Genomic DNA, 16,658 nt, shown 5'->3' on the forward strand with positions numbered 1-16,658 from the left:
GATTCAGACCTTTGGATAATTAGTCAGTTTGGCCGGGACGCCGCTGATCGAGCCTGCGCCCATGGTCATCACGACATCGCCGTCGCGTACCACGCCCATGATGGTCTCCGGCATGTCGCCGATGGCCTCAACAAAAATTGGTTCGGTCTTGCCGCGTGCGCGCACAGCATGCGCCAGCGAGCGGCCGTCGGCGGCCACCACGGGCGTCTCGCCTGCGGCGTACACTTCGCCCAGCACCAGCACGTCCGGTGCACCCAGCACCTTGACGAAATCTTCAAACAGGTCGCGGGTACGGCTGTAGCGGTGCGGCTGGAAAGCCAGCACCAGACGGCGGCCCGGATAGGCGGCGCGTGCGGCAGCCATGGTCACGTCCATTTCCAGCGGATGGTGGCCGAAGTCGTCCACCAGCGTGAAGGCGCCGCCGCCAGGAATCGCTACGTCGCCATACTTGGTGAAGCGGCGGCCGACGCCTGCGAAGCCGGCCAGACCGGCTTGCGTGGCGCTGTCGGCGATGCCGATTTCGCGCGCGATCGCCACAGCGGAGCAGGCGTTCTGCACGTTATGCAGGCCTGGCTGGTTCAGTACCACGTCGAGGTCCGGGTAGCCCTCCTGCTTCACGGTGAAGTGCATTTCCACGCCAACGGCGCGCGCGTTAACGGCGCGCACTTCGGCGTCTTCTGCAAAACCGTAGGTCGTCACAGGCTTGGTCACTTGCGGCAGGATGGCGCGCACGTGCGGGTCGTCGATACACAGCATGGCGCGGCCGTAGAACGGCAGGCGGTGCGTGAAGTGGACAAAGGCCTGCTTGAGTTTTTCGAAATCGTGCTCGTAGGTTTCCATGTGATCGGCGTCGATGTTCGTAATGACTTCGATCATCGGCGTCAGATTCAGGAACGAGGCGTCCGACTCGTCCGCTTCGGCAACCAGATAGTCGCCGGTACCCAGCTTGGCGTTGGCGCCAGCGGCAGTCAGCCGGCCGCCGATGACGAAGGTCGGATCGAGGCCACCCTGTGCCAGCACCGACGCCACCAGGCTGGTGGTAGTGGTTTTACCGTGCGTGCCGGCGATGGCGATGCCACGCTTCAGGCGCATCAACTCGCCCAGCATCACTGCGCGCGGCACGATAGGAATTTTACGGCTGCGCGCTGCGACCACTTCAGGATTGTCCTGCTGTACAGCGGTCGAGGTGACGACAGCATCGGCCTTGCCGATGTTTTCCGCCGCATGGCCCTGATACACAATCGCTCCCATGCCGGCCAGGCGCTGGGTGACAATATTGCTGCCCAGGTCCGAGCCGGACACGGTGTAGCCCAGCGTGAGCAGCACTTCTGCAATGCCGCTCATACCGCTGCCGCCGATGCCGACGAAGTGTATGTTCTGTACTTTATGTTTCACAGCTTATCCAATGCTAATTGTTCCAATACCTGCGCGATGGCTTCATTCGAATCGCGCTTGCCGACTTCGCGCGCGGCGTTGGCCATGGCCAGGCACGATGCGCGGGTCAGCGTTTCCAGCAGCGTCGCAACGGATTGCGCGCTCAGTTCCGTTTGCGGCATATGAATCGCCGCCTTCTGCTTCGCCATCCATTGCGCGTTGTCGCGCTGGTGGCTGGTGGTCGATGCCACGAGCGGCACCAGCACGCTGGCCACGCCGGCGGCCGTCAGCTCAGACATCGTGATCGCGCCGGCACGGCAGATCACCAGGTCGGCGGTGCTGTATGCCGCCGCCATGTCGTCGATGAAATCGACCACGTTGGCCGTCACACCGGCCTGCTGATACGCCGCACGCAGCGCATCGATATTCTTCTTGCCCGACTGGTGCGTCACTTGCGGACGCTGATCTTCAGGGATCAGCGCCAGCGCCGCAGGCAGACTGTCATTCAGCGCTATCGCGCCCAGGCTGCCGCCCACCACCAGGATGCGCAACGGACCTTCGCGGCCAGCAAAGCGCTGGGCTGGCGACGGCAGGTCCAGAATCTCCTTGCGTACCGGATTGCCGGTGACGATAGCCTTGCTGGCCGCACTGCCAAAGTTGGCCGGGAAACCGAAGCACACGCGGCTTGCGACCGGCACCAGCGTTTTATTCGACAGCAGCAGCGCGGCATCGGCATTCACCAGCACCAGCGGCGTGCGGCGCAGACGCGCCATGAAGCCGCCAGGCACAGTCACATAACCGCCCATTCCCATCACCACGTCCGGCTTGCGGCGGCCGATAAAGCTGAAGCAGTCGGCAAACGCCTTCACCATCTTGAACGCACCAGACACCGTATGCTTCAGGCCTTTGCCGCGCATGCCGGTGAAGTCGATGCTGTCCATCGCGATGCCGTGTTTGGGCACCAGATCCTGTTCCATGCCGGCCGACGTACCCAGCCAGCTCACTTCCCAGCCGCGCGCGCGCATGGTTTGCGCAATCGCCAGACCCGGGAAAATATGACCGCCCGTACCGGCCGCCATAATCATTAATCGTTTCATAGTCTGCCACCGCGCATCAGGACCCGGTTCTCGTAATCGATCCGGAGCAGGATCGCGAGCCCGATGCAGTTAATTACAACGCCCGTGCCGCCATAGCTCATCAGCGGCAGGGTCAAGCCCTTGGTTGGCAGTAAGCCCAGGTTCACACCCATATTGATAAAGGTCTGCACACCGATCCAGATGCCGATGCCTTTGGCCGTCAGGCCGGCAAAGGTCTGGTCAATGGCGATGGCCTGGCGGCCGATGTCGAAGGCGCGCTTGATGATCCAGTAGAACAGCGCGATCACCACCAGCACGCCGGCCAGGCCCAGTTCTTCACCGATCACCGCCAGCAGGAAGTCGGTATGCGCTTCCGGCAGGTAGTGCAGTTTTTCCACGCTGCCGCCCAGGCCAACGCCAAAAATCTCGCCGCGCCCGAAAGCGATCAGCGAGTGGGTCAGCTGGTAAGCCTTGTTCAGCGCATTGTCCTCTTCCCACGGATTCAGGTAGGCGAAATAACGCTCGCGGCGGAATTTCGACAGCGCGATGATGGAGCCGAAGAGCAGCACCAGCACGGCGCCAATACCGCCGAACCAGATCGCGTTGATCCCGCCCAGGAACAGGATGCCCATGGCGATGCAGACGATGACGCCGAAGGCGCCAAGGTCCGGCTCCAGCAGCAGCAACAGACCGACGAAACCAACTGCGGCCGCCATCGGCATGAAGCCTTTGGTCAGCTTGTGCATGTATTCCTGTTTGCGCACGGTGTAATCGGCGGCGTACAGCACGGCCACGACTTTCATCAGTTCCGATGGCTGCACGTTGAATACCTTGAGCGACAACCAGCGGCGGCCACCGTTCACGACGACGCCGACGCCCGGAATCAGCACCAGCACCAGCAGCACCAGCGTGCCGATAAACAGGTACGGCGCGGCCTTCTGCAGGTCGGCGACGCGCACGCGGAAGACGAACAGCCCCACCAGCAGAGACACGGCAATGAACATCGCCTGGCGTTGCAGGAAGTAGGTGTTCTGCCAGCGAACGTAGTTGGCGAACTTGGGCGAATCCGGCAGCGAGATCGACGCCGAGTACACCATCACCATCCCAAGCAGCATCAGCAACAGCGTGACCCAGACCAGGGGCTGGTCGTACTCCATCATCTTCGACTGCCGCGCGCGGCTTTCCATCGGCGTTTCAGCCGACTTGGCGCCAAAGCGGAACGGCAGCTGCAAGGCCATTTAGATCTCCTGTCCAGCGTCGAGCGCGATATCGCGCACGGTGTCGATGAACACCTGGGCGCGATGCGCGTAGTTTTTGAACATGTCCATGCTGGCGCAGGCCGGGGACAGCAGCACGGCGTCGCCGGCCTGCGCCAGTTCGCTCGCGCGCTTGACCGCGTGCGGCAGGTCGGTGCCGCAGTCTTCCAGCGTGACGCCGGTATTGGCCAGCGCGGCGCGGATCTGCGGGGCGTCGCGGCCGATCAGCAGCACGGCGCGCGCATAGCGTCCGGTTGGTTCGGCCAATGGCGTGAAGTCCTGGCCCTTGCCATCGCCGCCCATGATGACCAGCAGGCGCTGGTTGTCGCCGGTGAAGGCTTTGCCCAGGCCATTCAGCGCGGCCACGGTAGCGCCGACGTTAGTGCCTTTGCTGTCATCGTAGTATTCGACATCGTTGATGGCGCTGACCAGTTCAACGCGGTGCGGCTGGCCGCGGTATTCGCGCAGCCCGTGCAGCAGTGGCGCCAGCGGCAGGTCGATGGCGCGGCACAGGGCCAGCGCGGCCAGTGCATTAGCGGCGTTGTGGATGCCACGAATTTGCAGCGCGTCCGCAGGCATCAGGTTTTTGACGATGCATTCCACCGGCGGTGGCGGTGGATCGTTCTTTTTGCGTTTCTTCGGCTCGCCCTCTTCTTCGGCCGGGATGGCGGTGGCCAGCCACAGGATGCCACGCTCGTTGTTCAGGCCAAGATCGTCGCGCAGCGTCGGCGCGTCGGTGCCGAAGGTGACGTTATTGCCGGTGGCACTGGCCATCCGCATGGTCGTTGCGTCCTCGCGGTTCAGGACGCGGACGGTGTTGGCGGCGAAGATGCGGTGCTTGGCGGCGGCGTAGGACGGCATGTCGCCGTGCCAGTCCAGGTGGTCCTGCGTGACGTTCAACACGGTCGCCGCGTCGGCTTCCAGCGTGAAGGTGGTCTGCAACTGGAAGCTCGACAGCTCCAGTACCCAGACATCCGGCAGCGCAGCCGGTGCACCAGCAGTGACTTCGGACGCGGCGTCGTCGGGTTGCGCGGCATCGGTTGGCGCGGTGGCCGGGCCGGCGGCGTCGAGGACTTCACGCAGCACGTCCAGCGCGGCCGGGCTGATATTGCCGGCAACGCGCACGGTCTTGCCGGCGCGCTCGCACAACTGGCCTACCAGCGTGGTCACGGTCGTCTTGCCGTTAGTGCCGGTGATGGCGATGATCTTCGGCGTATAACCGCGCGCTTCTTTCAGCGATTCCAGCGCCTGCGCGAACAACTCAATCTCGCCCCACACCGGAATGCCGGCGGCCATGGCGGCCGGATTGATCTCCGCCAACTCACGGTTCGGCGCCAGGCCAGGGCTGACGGCCACAAAGTCCACGCCATCCAGCAGCGAAGCACCAAACGCACCGGCGATGAATTCCACGTCAGGCACGGCAGCACGCAAGGCCGGCAGACGATCAGGAGCCTCACGCGTATCGGCCACGCGCACGCGCGCGCCGCTGCGGGCGAGCCACAGCGCCATCGCCAGGCCGGATTCCCCCAGCCCTAATACCAGCGCGTTTTTGCCTTCGTAAATCATCAGCGCAGCTTCAACGTCGAGAGTCCAACCAGTACCAGAATCATCGTCACAATCCAGAAACGGACGACAACCTGGGTCTCTTTCCAGCCTTTTTGTTCAAAGTGGTGGTGCAGTGGCGCCATCAGGAACACGCGGCGACCAGTGCCATAACGCTTCTTGGTGTACTTGAACCACGTCACCTGAATCATCACCGACACCGTCTCCGCAACGAAGATGCCGCCCATGATGAACAACACGATTTCCTGACGCACGATCACCGCGATGGTCCCCAGTGCGCCGCCCAGTGCCAGCGCGCCGACGTCGCCCATGAACACCTGCGCAGGATGGGTGTTAAACCACAGGAACGCCAGACCGGCACCAGCCAGCGCACCGCAGAAGATAATCAACTCGCCCGCGCCTGGAATATGCGGCAGGAACAGATACTTTGAATACGTCGAACTACCAGTCAGGTAGGCAAACAGGCCCAGTGCCGAACCGACCATAATCGTCGGCATGATCGCCAGGCCATCCAGACCATCAGTAAAGTTAACCGCATTCGACGAGCCAACGATGACGCAATATGTCAGCGCGATGAAACCCCACACGCCCAGCGGATAGCTGATGGTCTTGAAGAACGGCACAATCAGGTCGGCCTTGGGCGGCAGATCCATCGAGAAGCCGGAGCGCACCCAGGCGAAGAACAGCTCAAACACCTGCGAAGTGCCCGGCGCGGATACCGAGAACGCCAGATACAGCGCCGCAGCGATGCCGACCAGCGACTGCCAGAAATACTTTTCGCGCGAACGCATGCCTTCAGGGTCCTGGTACACCACCTTGCGGTAGTCATCCACCCAGCCTACCGCGCCAAAGCCCAGCGTGACGATCAGCACTGGCCAGATCAGGCGGTTCGACAGGTCACACCACAGCAGCGTGGAAATCGCGATCGACAGCAGAATCAGCACACCGCCCATGGTTGGCGTGCCATGTTTTTTCAGGTGGGTCTGCGGACCATCGGTACGCACAGCCTGACCATATTTCATGGCGGTCAGCTTGCGGATCACGAACGGACCGGCCGCCAGGCCAATGAACAGCGCCGTCGCGGTGGCAAACACCGCGCGGAAGGTAATGAAGTTGAAGACGCGGAGCAATCCGACGTCCTGCTGGAAGAATTGTGCGAGCCAGAGCAGCATGATTAGTGACTTTCCTTGTTAGCTTGTTGCGACCCAATCAAATGCTGCACGACCCGCTCCATCTTCATGAAACGGGAGCCCTTGATTAATACAGTTGCATCAGGCGACACCGCTGCGTCAACCGCAGACAGCAGATCGCCAAAGTTTTCAAAATGACGAATGTTGGCGCCTTTGATGTGCGCGGCCAGTTCGCCTGTTACCAGCACCGCATCGATGCCTTTATCCTGCGCATACGCGCCAATCTCTTCGTGGAACTCACGGCCCTGCGTGCCGACTTCGCCCATGTCGCCCAGCACCAGCACGCGCGGTGCGGCAGCCTTGGCCAGCACGTCGATGGCAGCACGTACAGAATCCGGATTTGCGTTATAGGTGTCGTCGATCACGACGGCGCCGTTGAACGCTGCCTTCTTCTGCAAACGGCCGCTGACCGGTGCAAACGTATCCAGTCCCAGCTTGATTTTTTCCAGCGATACGCCAGCAGCGTAGGTGCATGCCACTGCGGCCAGCGCGTTGCGTACGTTGTGTTCACCTGCGGCTTGCAGGCGCACGAAGAACTGCTGCGGATCCGCTTCGCTTTCGCAGATCGTGATGAACACTTCGCTGCCAAAATCATTGGCGCGGAAGGTGCAGCTCACTTCAGCATCCTTGGTCGTACCAAAGCGCAGCAGGCGGCGGCCGGCGGACAGCTCTTCCCAGACCGGCGTGAACTCGTCGCCATACGGGAAGACGGCCACGCCATCGGTCGGCAGCGCGGACAGCACCGAGCCGTTCTCGCGCGCCACAGCTTCCACGGTGTGCATGAACTCCTGGTGCTCGCGCTGGGCGTTGTTGACCATGGCGATATTGGCGCCAGCGATCAACGCCAGACGGCCGATTTCACCCGGATGGTTCATGCCCATTTCGATCACAGCGGCTTGCTGCCCAGCGTCCATGCGGAACAGCGTGAGCGGCACACCAATTTCATTATTCAGATTGCCACGCGTCGCCAGACGGCCTTCGTCGCCATAGGCTGCCGACAGGATCGCGGAAATCATCTCCTTGACCGTGGTCTTGCCATTGCTGCCCGTGACGCCGATGACCGGCATCGTGAACTGCTTGCGCCAGTAGTTGGCGATCTGGCCCAGGGCCACCAGCGTATCCGGTACAACGATGGCCGGCAGGGTGCAGCCCTCCGGCACTTCTTCTACAACAACAGCGGCCACGCCCTTGCCTGCCACTTCGTTCAGGAAGTTGTGGGCATCAAACACTTCGCCGCGCAAGGCGACGAACAAAGCACCTGCAGTTACGCTACGGCTGTCGGTCGAGACGCCGCTGAATACCAGGTCGAGCAACTGCGCGCCGGCGTTCACGAGACGTGCGCCGGTCAGAGAAGGCAGAATTTGTGCAACTGCTGCACGCATTAATTCGTCCTCATCATGGTTAAACGTGCCGACAACGCCAGCTGGGCGTGGTCAGCGTCGGAGAATGGCAGTTTCTTGCCTTTGATTTCCTGATACGGCTCGTGGCCCTTGCCAGCCAGCAGGATCACGTCTGGCTTGGCGGCGTGCTTGATCGCCGACAGGATGGCGGCAGCGCGGTCATCCAGCGCCTGCACCGTCGATGCCGGATTGTTCTGGTCCATGCCAGCCAAAATCTGCTCGATGATCGAGTGCGGATCTTCGCTGCGCGGATTGTCGCTGGTGACCAGCACGTGGTCCGCTGCTTGCGAGAGCTTGCCCATCTGCGGACGCTTGCCGGGATCGCGGTCGCCGCCGCAGCCGAACACGCACCACAGCTGGCCGCCGCGGTCATTCGCCACAGGGCGCAGCGCGGCCAGGGTTTTTTCCAGTGCGTCCGGCGTATGGGCGTAGTCGATCACGATCAACGGCGCATCGTGGCCGCCGACTTGCTGCATGCGGCCAGGCGCCGGCTCCAGCGCTTCGACTGCTTCGATCGCGGCGCGCAGGCCCAGGCCTTTTGCCAGCACCGCAGCCATTACGCCCAGCGCATTGCTGATGTTGAAGGCGCCGACCAGGTGCGTACGCACTTGCGCAATGCCCAGCGGGCACTCAAGATGGAATTCGGTACCGCCACTGCGGCCGGCGCGCAGCTGGCTGGCGCGCAGCATCGTCACGCCTTCGATGTCGGGACGCGCGGTGCTGTCGTGCAGCGTGTAGCCGATCAGCGGGAACTCGCCTGCCAGCGGCGCAGGCTTGGCTTTCAGGTGGTCGATGATGCGTACACCGGCTGGATCGTCCAGATTGACGACCGCCGTTTTCAGGCCTGGCCAATCGAACAGTTTGAGCTTGGCCGCCTCGTAGGCTTCCATCGTGCCGTGATAATCCAGGTGGTCGCGGGTCAGGTTGGTGAACAGCGCCACGTCGAAGTGCATGCCGGACAGGCGGCCTTGTTCCAGGCCGATGGACGACGCTTCAATCGCCAGCGACGCCGCGCCCTTCTCGCGCAGGTCCGCCAGCGAACGCGCCAGCAGCACTGCATCCGGCGTGGTGTAGCCGGTGACGTCGTATTCCACTTCGCCGCGTGGACGGAACACGCCTACGCCCAGCGTGCCAATGACGGCGGCTGGTTCGCCAGCACGCGACAGGGCCTGGCCCAGCCAGACAGCGCTGGAAGTCTTGCCGTTGGTGCCGGTGACGGCGACGGTGAACATGGCGGCATCCGGCTGCGCATAGAAAGCATGGGCAATGTCACCGGCATTCTTCTTCAGGTTCTCGACCGTCAGGTAAGGCACGGTCCACTTGTCGTTCCAGGTGAAGCCGGCGGGATCGAGCACGATCAGCGAGGCGCCCTGCTCGATGGCGCCATCAATAAAGTTACGCCCGTCGGCGGTTTCACCGGCGACGGGGGCAAAAGCAAAGAACACATCGCCCAGCTTGATGCGGCGCGAGTCCGAAGCCAGGTTCGCCGTTGGCGCCAGCTTGCGGATTGCGGCTGCAATAGCCAACGGGTCGAAAGTAGAAGTCGTCACATGTTCCCCTGTGCTGCAGATTCAGGAATGATGATATGGGTCAGGTCCGAGTCCGGCGCGATGTTCTTGGCGCGCAGTGCCTGCGCTGCCAGTGCCGAAAACACGGGACCTGCCACGTCGCCGCCGTAGGTCACCGGGCCACCCGGCTCGTCGATCATGACAGCGATGATGAAACGCGGATCCGACATCGGCGCCATGCCGACGAAGTTGCCAATGTATTTGGTGTGCGAATAGCGGCCGCCGATAAACTTCTGCGCGGTACCGGTCTTGCCGCCGACGCGGTAGCCTGGCACCTGCGCCTTGACGGCCGAACCGCCAGGCAGCGTCACCATTTCCAGCATCTCACGCATCTCGGCTGCGGTTTTAGGACTGATGACCTGCGTTCCATGCGGCGCTTCATGTACCTTCTGAAACGACAGCGGAATAATGTCGCCATCACGCGCCAGCACCATATAGGCGCGTGCCAGCTGGATCAGCGATACCGAGATACCCTGGCCGAAACTCATGTTGGCGTGTTCGATCGGACGCCACGATTTGTACGGACGCACGCGGCCTGCCACCGCCCCAGGGAAGCCCCACTTGGGCTGCTGGCCAAAACCGAGCTTGGTGAACATCTCCCACAGGTCCTGCGCCGGCATGCCGAAGGCGATCTTGGTGGTGCCGATATTGGACGATTTCTGGATGATGGTCTGCACGTCGATCATGTAGTGCGCGTGCGTGTCGTGGATCACGCGGTCGCCAATGACCATCGAGCCGTTACCCGTGTCGAACATGGTGTGCGGCGTGATTTTCTTGGCATCCAGCGCCATCGCAACCGGGAATGGCTTCATCGAAGATCCCGGCTCGAAGGTATCGGTCATCACGCGGTTACGCAGCTGTTCGCCGGTCAGCTTGGAGCGGTCATTCGGGTTATAACTAGGCCAGTTGGCCAGCGCCAGCACTTCCCCGGTGTGGACGTCCAGCACCAGCGCGGCGCCAGCCTTGGCGCGGAATTTCTCAACTGCGTCCTTGATCTGGGTGAAAGCGATGTACTGGATCTTGCTATCGATCGACAGGGTGAGATCTTTGCCATCGTGCGGCTCGCGCACCGACTCGATATCTTCCACGATGCGGCCCAGGCGGTCCTTGATGACGCGGCGGCTGCCCGGCACACCTTGCAGGGTTTTCTGCTGCGCCAGTTCCATCGATTCCTGGCCCTGGTCTTCCACGTTGGTGAAGCCCACCACGTGGGTCGTCACTTCGCCCTGCGGATAGAAACGCTTGTATTCCTTGCGGGTCTGGATGCCTTCGATGCCAAGCTTGGTGATTTGCTCGGCCACGTCCTGCTCCACCTGGCGTTTCAGGTAAACGAAGCTGCGGTCCGAATCCAGTTTCTTTTGCAGTTCGGCGTCGCTCATCTCGAGCAGCTTGGCCAGCTGTTTCAGCTTGGCCGGCGGGGCTTCCTGCACATCGTCAGGGATCGCCCAGATAGCTTTGACCGGCACGGACGACGCCAGCACCTGACCATCGCGGTCGGTGATCTTGCCGCGCGTGGCCGGCAGTTCCAGCGTACGTGCGTAACGGATTTCGCCCTGCTTCTGCAAGAACTGGGTCGACAGGCCTTGCAGCCACAATGCGCGGCCGGCCAGTGCGGCAAAGGCGGCAAACAATACAAACAGCACCACGCGCGAACGCCAGGTTGGCAGACGCACTGCCAGCACTGGGCTCTTGGAGAAGGCCACACCTTTGGAGGCGGCCACACGGGAGGTGTTCAGATTGCTGCCGCGGCTCATTTGGTGGCCTCTGGCGTCAGGTACTGCGTGCGCGCTGCGGTCAGCGGCGTCATGTTCAGATCGCGGCGCGCGATTTCCTCGATACGGGCATGCTTGCCCAGCGTCGACTGATCCAGCTGCAGCTGCGCCCATTCGATATCCAGCTGGCGTGCCTGCGATTGCGCGCGTTCCAGTTCAATGAACAGATGGCGGGCCTGATACTGCGCGTTAACCAGCGACAGGCCGCAAGCGACCAGCAGTATCGTCAGGACCAGGTTGACCTTATTGCTCACGCGCCCTCCGGAACCGGCAGACGGCGGGCGACGCGCATCACCGCCGAACGGGCGCGCGGATTTTCGTCGATCTCGCGCTCGGACGGCTTCATTTTCGACAGCAGCTTGAGTTCCGGCTGCGGCAGGTCTACCGCGCGGATCGGCAAGCGGCGGTCCGGCTGTTCAACGTTGGCCTTGGACGCGAAGAAGCGCTTCACCATGCGGTCTTCCAGCGAGTGGAAGCTGATGATCGCGATGATGGCGCCGGGAGCCAGGCTGTCGTAAGCGTGGTTCAAACCGACTTCGAGGTCTTCAAGCTCTTTATTGACGAAAATCCGGATAGCCTGAAAGGTGCGGGTTGCCGGATCCTTGCCCTTTTCCCGAGTCTTGACCGCGCCTGCCACGATGCCGGCAAGCTGTCGTGTGGTTGAAATTGGCTCGACTGCCCTGCGAGCAACAATCGCCTTTGCAATCTGAAAAGCAAACCGTTCTTCCCCATATTCCTTTATCACCTTTTCCAGTGTCTGTTCGTTTTCAGTGGCGAGCCACTCCGCCGCCGACATGCCGCGTGTGGTATCCATACGCATGTCGAGCGGGCCGTCGTTACGGAAACTGAAGCCTCGCGCGGCATCGTCCACCTGCGGCGACGAGATGCCCAGATCGAGCAGGATGCCGTCGACCTGGTTCACGCCGCGTTCGGCCAGCGCTTCACGCATGGTGGCAAAGCTGTCGTGGACAATCGTTAAACGCGGGTCATTGATTTGTTCTGCAGTGGCGATGGCCTGCGGATCTTTATCGAAAGCGATTAAGCGGGCCTTAGGACCCAGCCTGGAAAGGATCAGACGCGAGTGGCCGCCACGGCCGAACGTGCCGTCGACGAACACGCCGTTGGCGCGCGCGCCATCCAGCGCCAGCGCATCCACCGCTTCGTCTAACAGCACCGTGCGATGCTGGAATTCAGGCACCGTTGTCGTGGTCATGATGGCGGGGCCTTAGAAAGAGAAATTAGCGAGTACATCGGGAGTGCCGGCTTCCATGGCCAGCGCTTCTTTTTCCGCCATTTTGGCGGCGTCCCAGATCTCGAAGTGGGAGCCCATGCCCATCATCATGACCTCTTTGTCCAGGCCGACAGCGGCGCGGAGTTCAGGCGAGATGAGGATGCGGCCGGCGGTGTCCATTTCCACATCGGTCGCGTAACCGAGGAAAATGCGCTGCCAGGCGCGTGCTTGCATGGGCCAGCTGGAGATTTGTTGACGGTGTTGTTCCCACACAGGACGGGGGAACAGCATGACGCAGCCGTCGGGGTGGCGCGTCAGGGTGAGGCGGCCTTCGCACTGGATCGAGAGCGCGTCACGGTGCTTGGCAGGAATGGACATCCTGCCTTTGGCATCGAGATTGATTGCGGACGCGCCTTGAAACACGTGATTACCTTTTACCTCAGTTGGTTAGCGGAGCATGAAATGATGGCGATTTGCTTTTCATCTCCCCTGTCCGCTAAGTCAGGCAAAATTTCCCACAAAAAGACACTTTTTCACACAGATGCCCACTTTAGAGGAAGCAATAACAGTGGTCAAGCGCTTTCAGCCAATCGAAACACGGATTTTAGTAATGAAATTAAGGACTTAGCGCGATTCCTTGAAGCCAGCTAGAAATAAAATTACCTAATAAATTAAGTACTTATGTAAGGTTGTGAAGGTGCTACTTCATCTGTACCCATGTGTTTGAACGTGAAAATGCTTATATAAAAAAATTGAATGAAAAGCATAAAGTTGCAAACAGCCAACATTGCGGTATCAAATGAGCAACAGGGAAATGAGGATGAAAAACGCGGGTATTGGAGAGGGGAAATGCCGGACGGCGCGCCAACAGCGCGCTCAGGCGGAATGCAGAACCTTCACAAAACAGCGGCAAGCCAGGACAAAATTTACTTCTCAGCAACGGGTGCAGCGCAAGTTGTATATACAAATTTTGCACTGCACCACGACTGCTTCAGCGCCATTATACGCGCTGCCGGACCACCTTAATCGTACGTCGCGTACAGCGTCACGCCGCTGAAGGGCTGGCGGGCCTGAAGCAGGATGTAGTACCAGCGGCCGCTGACCGGCGTGGTGAGGTTCACCGCTTCCGCGTTGCCGGCGGTGGCCGATGCCAGGTCATGCGAGGCGATGGTCGGGTAGCGGTCCAGCGCCACGTACAGGTCGACGTCGCCAGTGCCGCCCTTGGTGAACACCCGCACATTTTTCGCGCCGGCAGGCAGCATCAGGTAGGCGTATGCCTGGCCCGACGACGCCAGGTTGCCGATGCCGCAGTTCTTGCCCAGGTAGGAGGTGGAGGAGCACGCCGGCAGCGCAGGATTCGGCATCGGCGGCTCGCCGGCCGTGGTGGCGCTGGCGACCCAGTCGGAAAACTCGGCGTCGTAACGGGTGCCGATCAGGCCCATGAAGTTCTGATAGCGATCGTAGTCGCCAACGCGGAAGTCGCCCAGCACCACGTCCACATCGGCGCGGTGCTTCTCCATCATGAAGCGCGTGGCCATGTAACCCCAGCGATAGGCGCGGTTCACATAGTCAGCCATGCCGTAGGTGTTGCCGAAGATGTCGCTCAGGCGATAGGTGCCGGTTTTGGCCATGTCGATGGCGGCCTGGTTATCGTTTTTCAGCGACAGGTACTCGGCAATACCCTCGATCCACCAGACGGTGGGCTTGGCGGTGGCGGCGGCAAAGTCGCCTTCCATGTCGAAGCGGCCGTCCAGGTAATGGACATATTCGTGCTCGAGGTTCCAGACCTGGAAGACGGGACGCAGCCACGACGCTTCATGCGCGATGAAGCGGGCCTGGTTGCCAGGCACGTCAGGCTCGCCTTCCAGATACATGCCGCCATTGTCGGTGCTGATATCGTAGATGACAGACGCGTACTTGCTGTAGTTGGCATAGTCGTCGAACACCACCAGCTCCAGCGAGGTATTGCCGTCATTGGCGACCGGCGTGCGCTTGGTCTGCAGCATGTCGTGCACATAGTTCTCTTCGCGCGCCAGCTTGTCGCAGATTTCCTGCAGCTGGGCGGGCGTCATCTCCTGCGCGCGCACATGCAGCGTCGGACTGCACGACTTGGAGTACTTGAGCACCGCGTCGGCCAGCTTGCTGGTGTAGTCGCAGGTGCCGTATTCCGCACAGCTGGCGTTGTCGTAGTATTTGACGGCACTGGCGGCGGCCAGCCATAAGCCGCTGTCGGCGCCGGTCATGGTGCTGGTGGCCAGCATATTCTTGACCATCGGCTTGATGCTGTATTTCAGCGCCGGATACTGCATGAAGCGGAATGCCTCATTGGTCGCATCGGTCAGCTGGTAGCCATAGTCGCCGCCCAGCAGCGCCGCCTTGTTGGCGGTGACGAAGTTGTTCAGCGCCGTCGCGTAGGACAGGTCGTTCTGCAGCAACGGCGTGCCCTCCGGACGATAGTGGGCGTAGAAGATCACCGTCAGCGCCGAGGTGAAGCCGCCACTGGCGCTGGCGTCACGCAAGCCATTCACGGCGTTGGGTGCGTCCGGACGATTGGTGTAGCGCTGCACCAGCGCTTTCACGCTGGACAGGTAGTAAGGCTCGTCATGCATATTGGTGATCAGCCGGATCACCTCTCCCGCCGTGGTATAGCCGGTGGCGTTGGGCGCATACAGCTGGGTGCCATCCGCCAGCTGCTTGATCGGTGCGCGCAGCGACATCTTGAGCGTCTGCGCAGGCTCCGGAATGGTGCCGCCGCTGGACAGGTAGTAGCCGGCGCGCAGATACAGCGCCAGGTTCACCAGCGCCAGATTGGTGGCGTTGTAGTTGCCCGCTTCCTGCGTGAAGCGGCTGGCGATGGCGCTCCAGTTGCTGGCCGAGTACACGGTGGCGCCCTGGGCTGCGCTCAGCGAGAACAGGCCATACGTACATTCATAATCCGGCAGGTTGACCAGATAATCGGCCAGCGCCGCGCCGCTGTAGGACGCCAGCTTGTTCATGTCCTTGCATTCAGGCGTGGCCAGTTGTGCTTTCAGCCGGCTGCGCTGCTCCTTGGGCAGCAGGTCGTAGCGCGGCTTGGTGGTGGCCGGCAGCTTGAACTGCGACTGTTCCGCCGTCGGTGGCAAGCTTTGACGCTGGTGCGGCATGGGCGCCTGTTTCAGGCGTCCTTGCTGGTCCGCGGCGGGATCGGCGCTCTGGTCGGCTCGGGCGCCGAGCGACAGGCTGGTGGCCAGCAAAGCGGTAAAGTACAGGGTATTTCTCGACAAAGACATGTCTGCCTCTCCTTCAAGATAGGGGTGTTATTTGTGTTTTTATTTGCCGGCGAGCGGCAGGAAAAATACTATCTTGATAAGCTTGCCGAACGGGCCAGCGGCCCTGCGGAGACTGGCGGTTCGGTAGATTTAGAGGCAGGAGCTCGCGCAATCAGCACAGCCACCGCACGAAAAAACGACATTCAGGGCCGCAGTTCCCACAGCGCGGCGACCGAGGTCTCCGGCCTTGCATGATGGGAGGCGCGATACTGCACCGGCGTCATGCCGGTGAAAGACTTGAACTGGCGGCTGAAGGCGCTGTGGTCCGTGTAGCCGCACTCATTGGCGATATCGGCGATGCTGCGGTACTGGTCCGACTCGATCATCGCCAGCGCACCGCTCAGGCGCGATTGCAGCAGCAGCTGGCGTGGGCTGTAATGGAACACGCGCTGGAACAGGCGCTCCACGCGCGCCAGCGGCATGCCCGCGTCCTGCGCCAGATCGTTAAGAGACAGGGATTCACGGTAATGGTCGCGGATATGCTGGGCAATGCTGGCGATCTTGCGGTACTCGGGATGCTGCGCGTCGGCCAGCCCCAGGTCATGCGAGGTGCCGACCAGGCCAACGATGACGCCTGCCGCATCGCGCAGCGGCGTCTTGTGGGTCAGGCACCAGCCGTGACAGCGGTTGGGATAAAGGTGCAGTTCAAGATGCTTCTTGATCGTGCTGCCGGCTTCAATGACCTCGCGGTCCTGCGCCATATAGGTCTGCGCAAGGTGGCGCGGGTGCACCTCCATCACGGTTTTGCCGACGATCTCCTGCTTCGTGCGCAGGCCGCAGCGCCGCACCAGTGTGCGGTTGGCCGCCAGATAGCGCCCCGCACGATCCTTGACGAAAAACGCGACGTCGCTCAGCTCATCAAACAGGATTTCGATGGCCGCCAGTTCGACATTCTGCATCCCTGCCCCCATGCTCTTTTA

The 16,658-nt window shown here is 61.5% G+C and carries 14 protein-coding genes; 1 reads left to right on the top strand and 13 read right to left on the bottom strand.

The genetic code is table 11. From position 1 onward, the window contains the following. Positions 1–3: 3 nt before the first annotated feature. Genes murC through mraZ form a run of 11 tightly spaced genes read right to left on the bottom strand, consistent with a single transcriptional unit; the run spans position 4 to position 12,853 of the window. Positions 4–1,395, bottom strand: coding sequence for a UDP-N-acetylmuramate--L-alanine ligase (gene murC, locus BUA36_RS13440; protein WP_072785238.1), 1,392 nt, complete (start codon positions 1,393–1,395; stop codon positions 4–6). Further along, positions 1,392–2,471 (bottom strand): undecaprenyldiphospho-muramoylpentapeptide beta-N-acetylglucosaminyltransferase, encoded by a 1,080-nt coding sequence (gene murG / locus BUA36_RS13445; protein WP_072785240.1) that lies wholly within the window; start codon positions 2,469–2,471, stop codon positions 1,392–1,394. Before murG ends, murC begins: the two co-directional genes overlap by 4 nt. Further along, the gene (gene ftsW, locus BUA36_RS13450) at positions 2,468–3,688 is read right to left on the bottom strand and encodes a putative lipid II flippase FtsW (RefSeq protein ID WP_072785242.1); all 1,221 of its coding nucleotides are present in this window, start codon (positions 3,686–3,688) and stop codon (positions 2,468–2,470) included. The genes murG and ftsW overlap by 4 nt, the downstream gene beginning before the upstream one ends. Further along, entirely contained in the window at positions 3,689–5,272 is a 1,584-nt protein-coding gene (murD, locus tag BUA36_RS13455; RefSeq protein ID WP_072785244.1) for a UDP-N-acetylmuramoyl-L-alanine--D-glutamate ligase, read from the bottom strand. Beyond that, entirely contained in the window at positions 5,272–6,441 is a 1,170-nt protein-coding gene (gene mraY / locus BUA36_RS13460) for a phospho-N-acetylmuramoyl-pentapeptide-transferase (protein WP_072785246.1), read from the bottom strand. The genes murD and mraY overlap by 1 nt, the downstream gene beginning before the upstream one ends. A gap of 2 nt (positions 6,442–6,443) precedes the next feature. Next, complete coding sequence (locus BUA36_RS13465) at positions 6,444–7,841, bottom strand: UDP-N-acetylmuramoyl-tripeptide--D-alanyl-D-alanine ligase (RefSeq protein WP_072785248.1); 1,398 nt, start codon at positions 7,839–7,841, stop codon at positions 6,444–6,446. Then, the gene (locus tag BUA36_RS13470; protein WP_072785250.1) at positions 7,841–9,409 is read right to left on the bottom strand and encodes a UDP-N-acetylmuramoyl-L-alanyl-D-glutamate--2,6-diaminopimelate ligase; all 1,569 of its coding nucleotides are present in this window, start codon (positions 9,407–9,409) and stop codon (positions 7,841–7,843) included. The genes BUA36_RS13465 and BUA36_RS13470 overlap by 1 nt, the downstream gene beginning before the upstream one ends. Continuing rightward, positions 9,406–11,181, bottom strand: a complete 1,776-nt coding sequence (locus BUA36_RS13475; RefSeq protein WP_072785252.1) for a peptidoglycan D,D-transpeptidase FtsI family protein — start codon at positions 11,179–11,181, stop codon at positions 9,406–9,408. Before BUA36_RS13475 ends, BUA36_RS13470 begins: the two co-directional genes overlap by 4 nt. After that, a complete protein-coding gene (gene ftsL / locus BUA36_RS13480) occupies positions 11,178–11,453 on the bottom strand; it encodes a cell division protein FtsL (RefSeq protein ID WP_072785254.1) in 276 nt (91 codons plus the stop codon). Before ftsL ends, BUA36_RS13475 begins: the two co-directional genes overlap by 4 nt. Beyond that, positions 11,450–12,412, bottom strand: coding sequence for a 16S rRNA (cytosine(1402)-N(4))-methyltransferase RsmH (rsmH, locus tag BUA36_RS13485; protein ID WP_072785257.1), 963 nt, complete (start codon positions 12,410–12,412; stop codon positions 11,450–11,452). Before rsmH ends, ftsL begins: the two co-directional genes overlap by 4 nt. 12 nt (positions 12,413–12,424) lie before the next feature. Next, positions 12,425–12,853, bottom strand: a complete 429-nt coding sequence (gene mraZ / locus BUA36_RS13490; RefSeq protein ID WP_072785259.1) for a division/cell wall cluster transcriptional repressor MraZ — start codon at positions 12,851–12,853, stop codon at positions 12,425–12,427. Between the two features lie 333 nt (positions 12,854–13,186). On the opposite strand from mraZ, the gene BUA36_RS30295 reads away from it, so the two are divergent. After that, a complete protein-coding gene (locus tag BUA36_RS30295) occupies positions 13,187–13,456 on the top strand; it encodes a hypothetical protein (RefSeq protein ID WP_139260545.1) in 270 nt (89 codons plus the stop codon). On the opposite strand, the gene BUA36_RS13495 is transcribed toward BUA36_RS30295, so the two are convergent. Then, positions 13,453–15,699 (bottom strand): M9 family metallopeptidase, encoded by a 2,247-nt coding sequence (locus BUA36_RS13495; protein WP_072785261.1) that lies wholly within the window; start codon positions 15,697–15,699, stop codon positions 13,453–13,455. The genes BUA36_RS30295 and BUA36_RS13495 overlap by 4 nt on opposite strands. A 182-nt stretch (positions 15,700–15,881) precedes the next feature. Then, positions 15,882–16,637, bottom strand: a complete 756-nt coding sequence (locus BUA36_RS13500) for an AraC family transcriptional regulator (RefSeq protein WP_072785263.1) — start codon at positions 16,635–16,637, stop codon at positions 15,882–15,884. Positions 16,638–16,658: the final 21 nt, after the last annotated feature.

Origin of the sequence: Duganella sacchari, assembly GCF_900143065.1 — a bacterium.
Lineage (GTDB): Bacteria > Pseudomonadota > Gammaproteobacteria > Burkholderiales > Burkholderiaceae_D > Rugamonas > Rugamonas sacchari.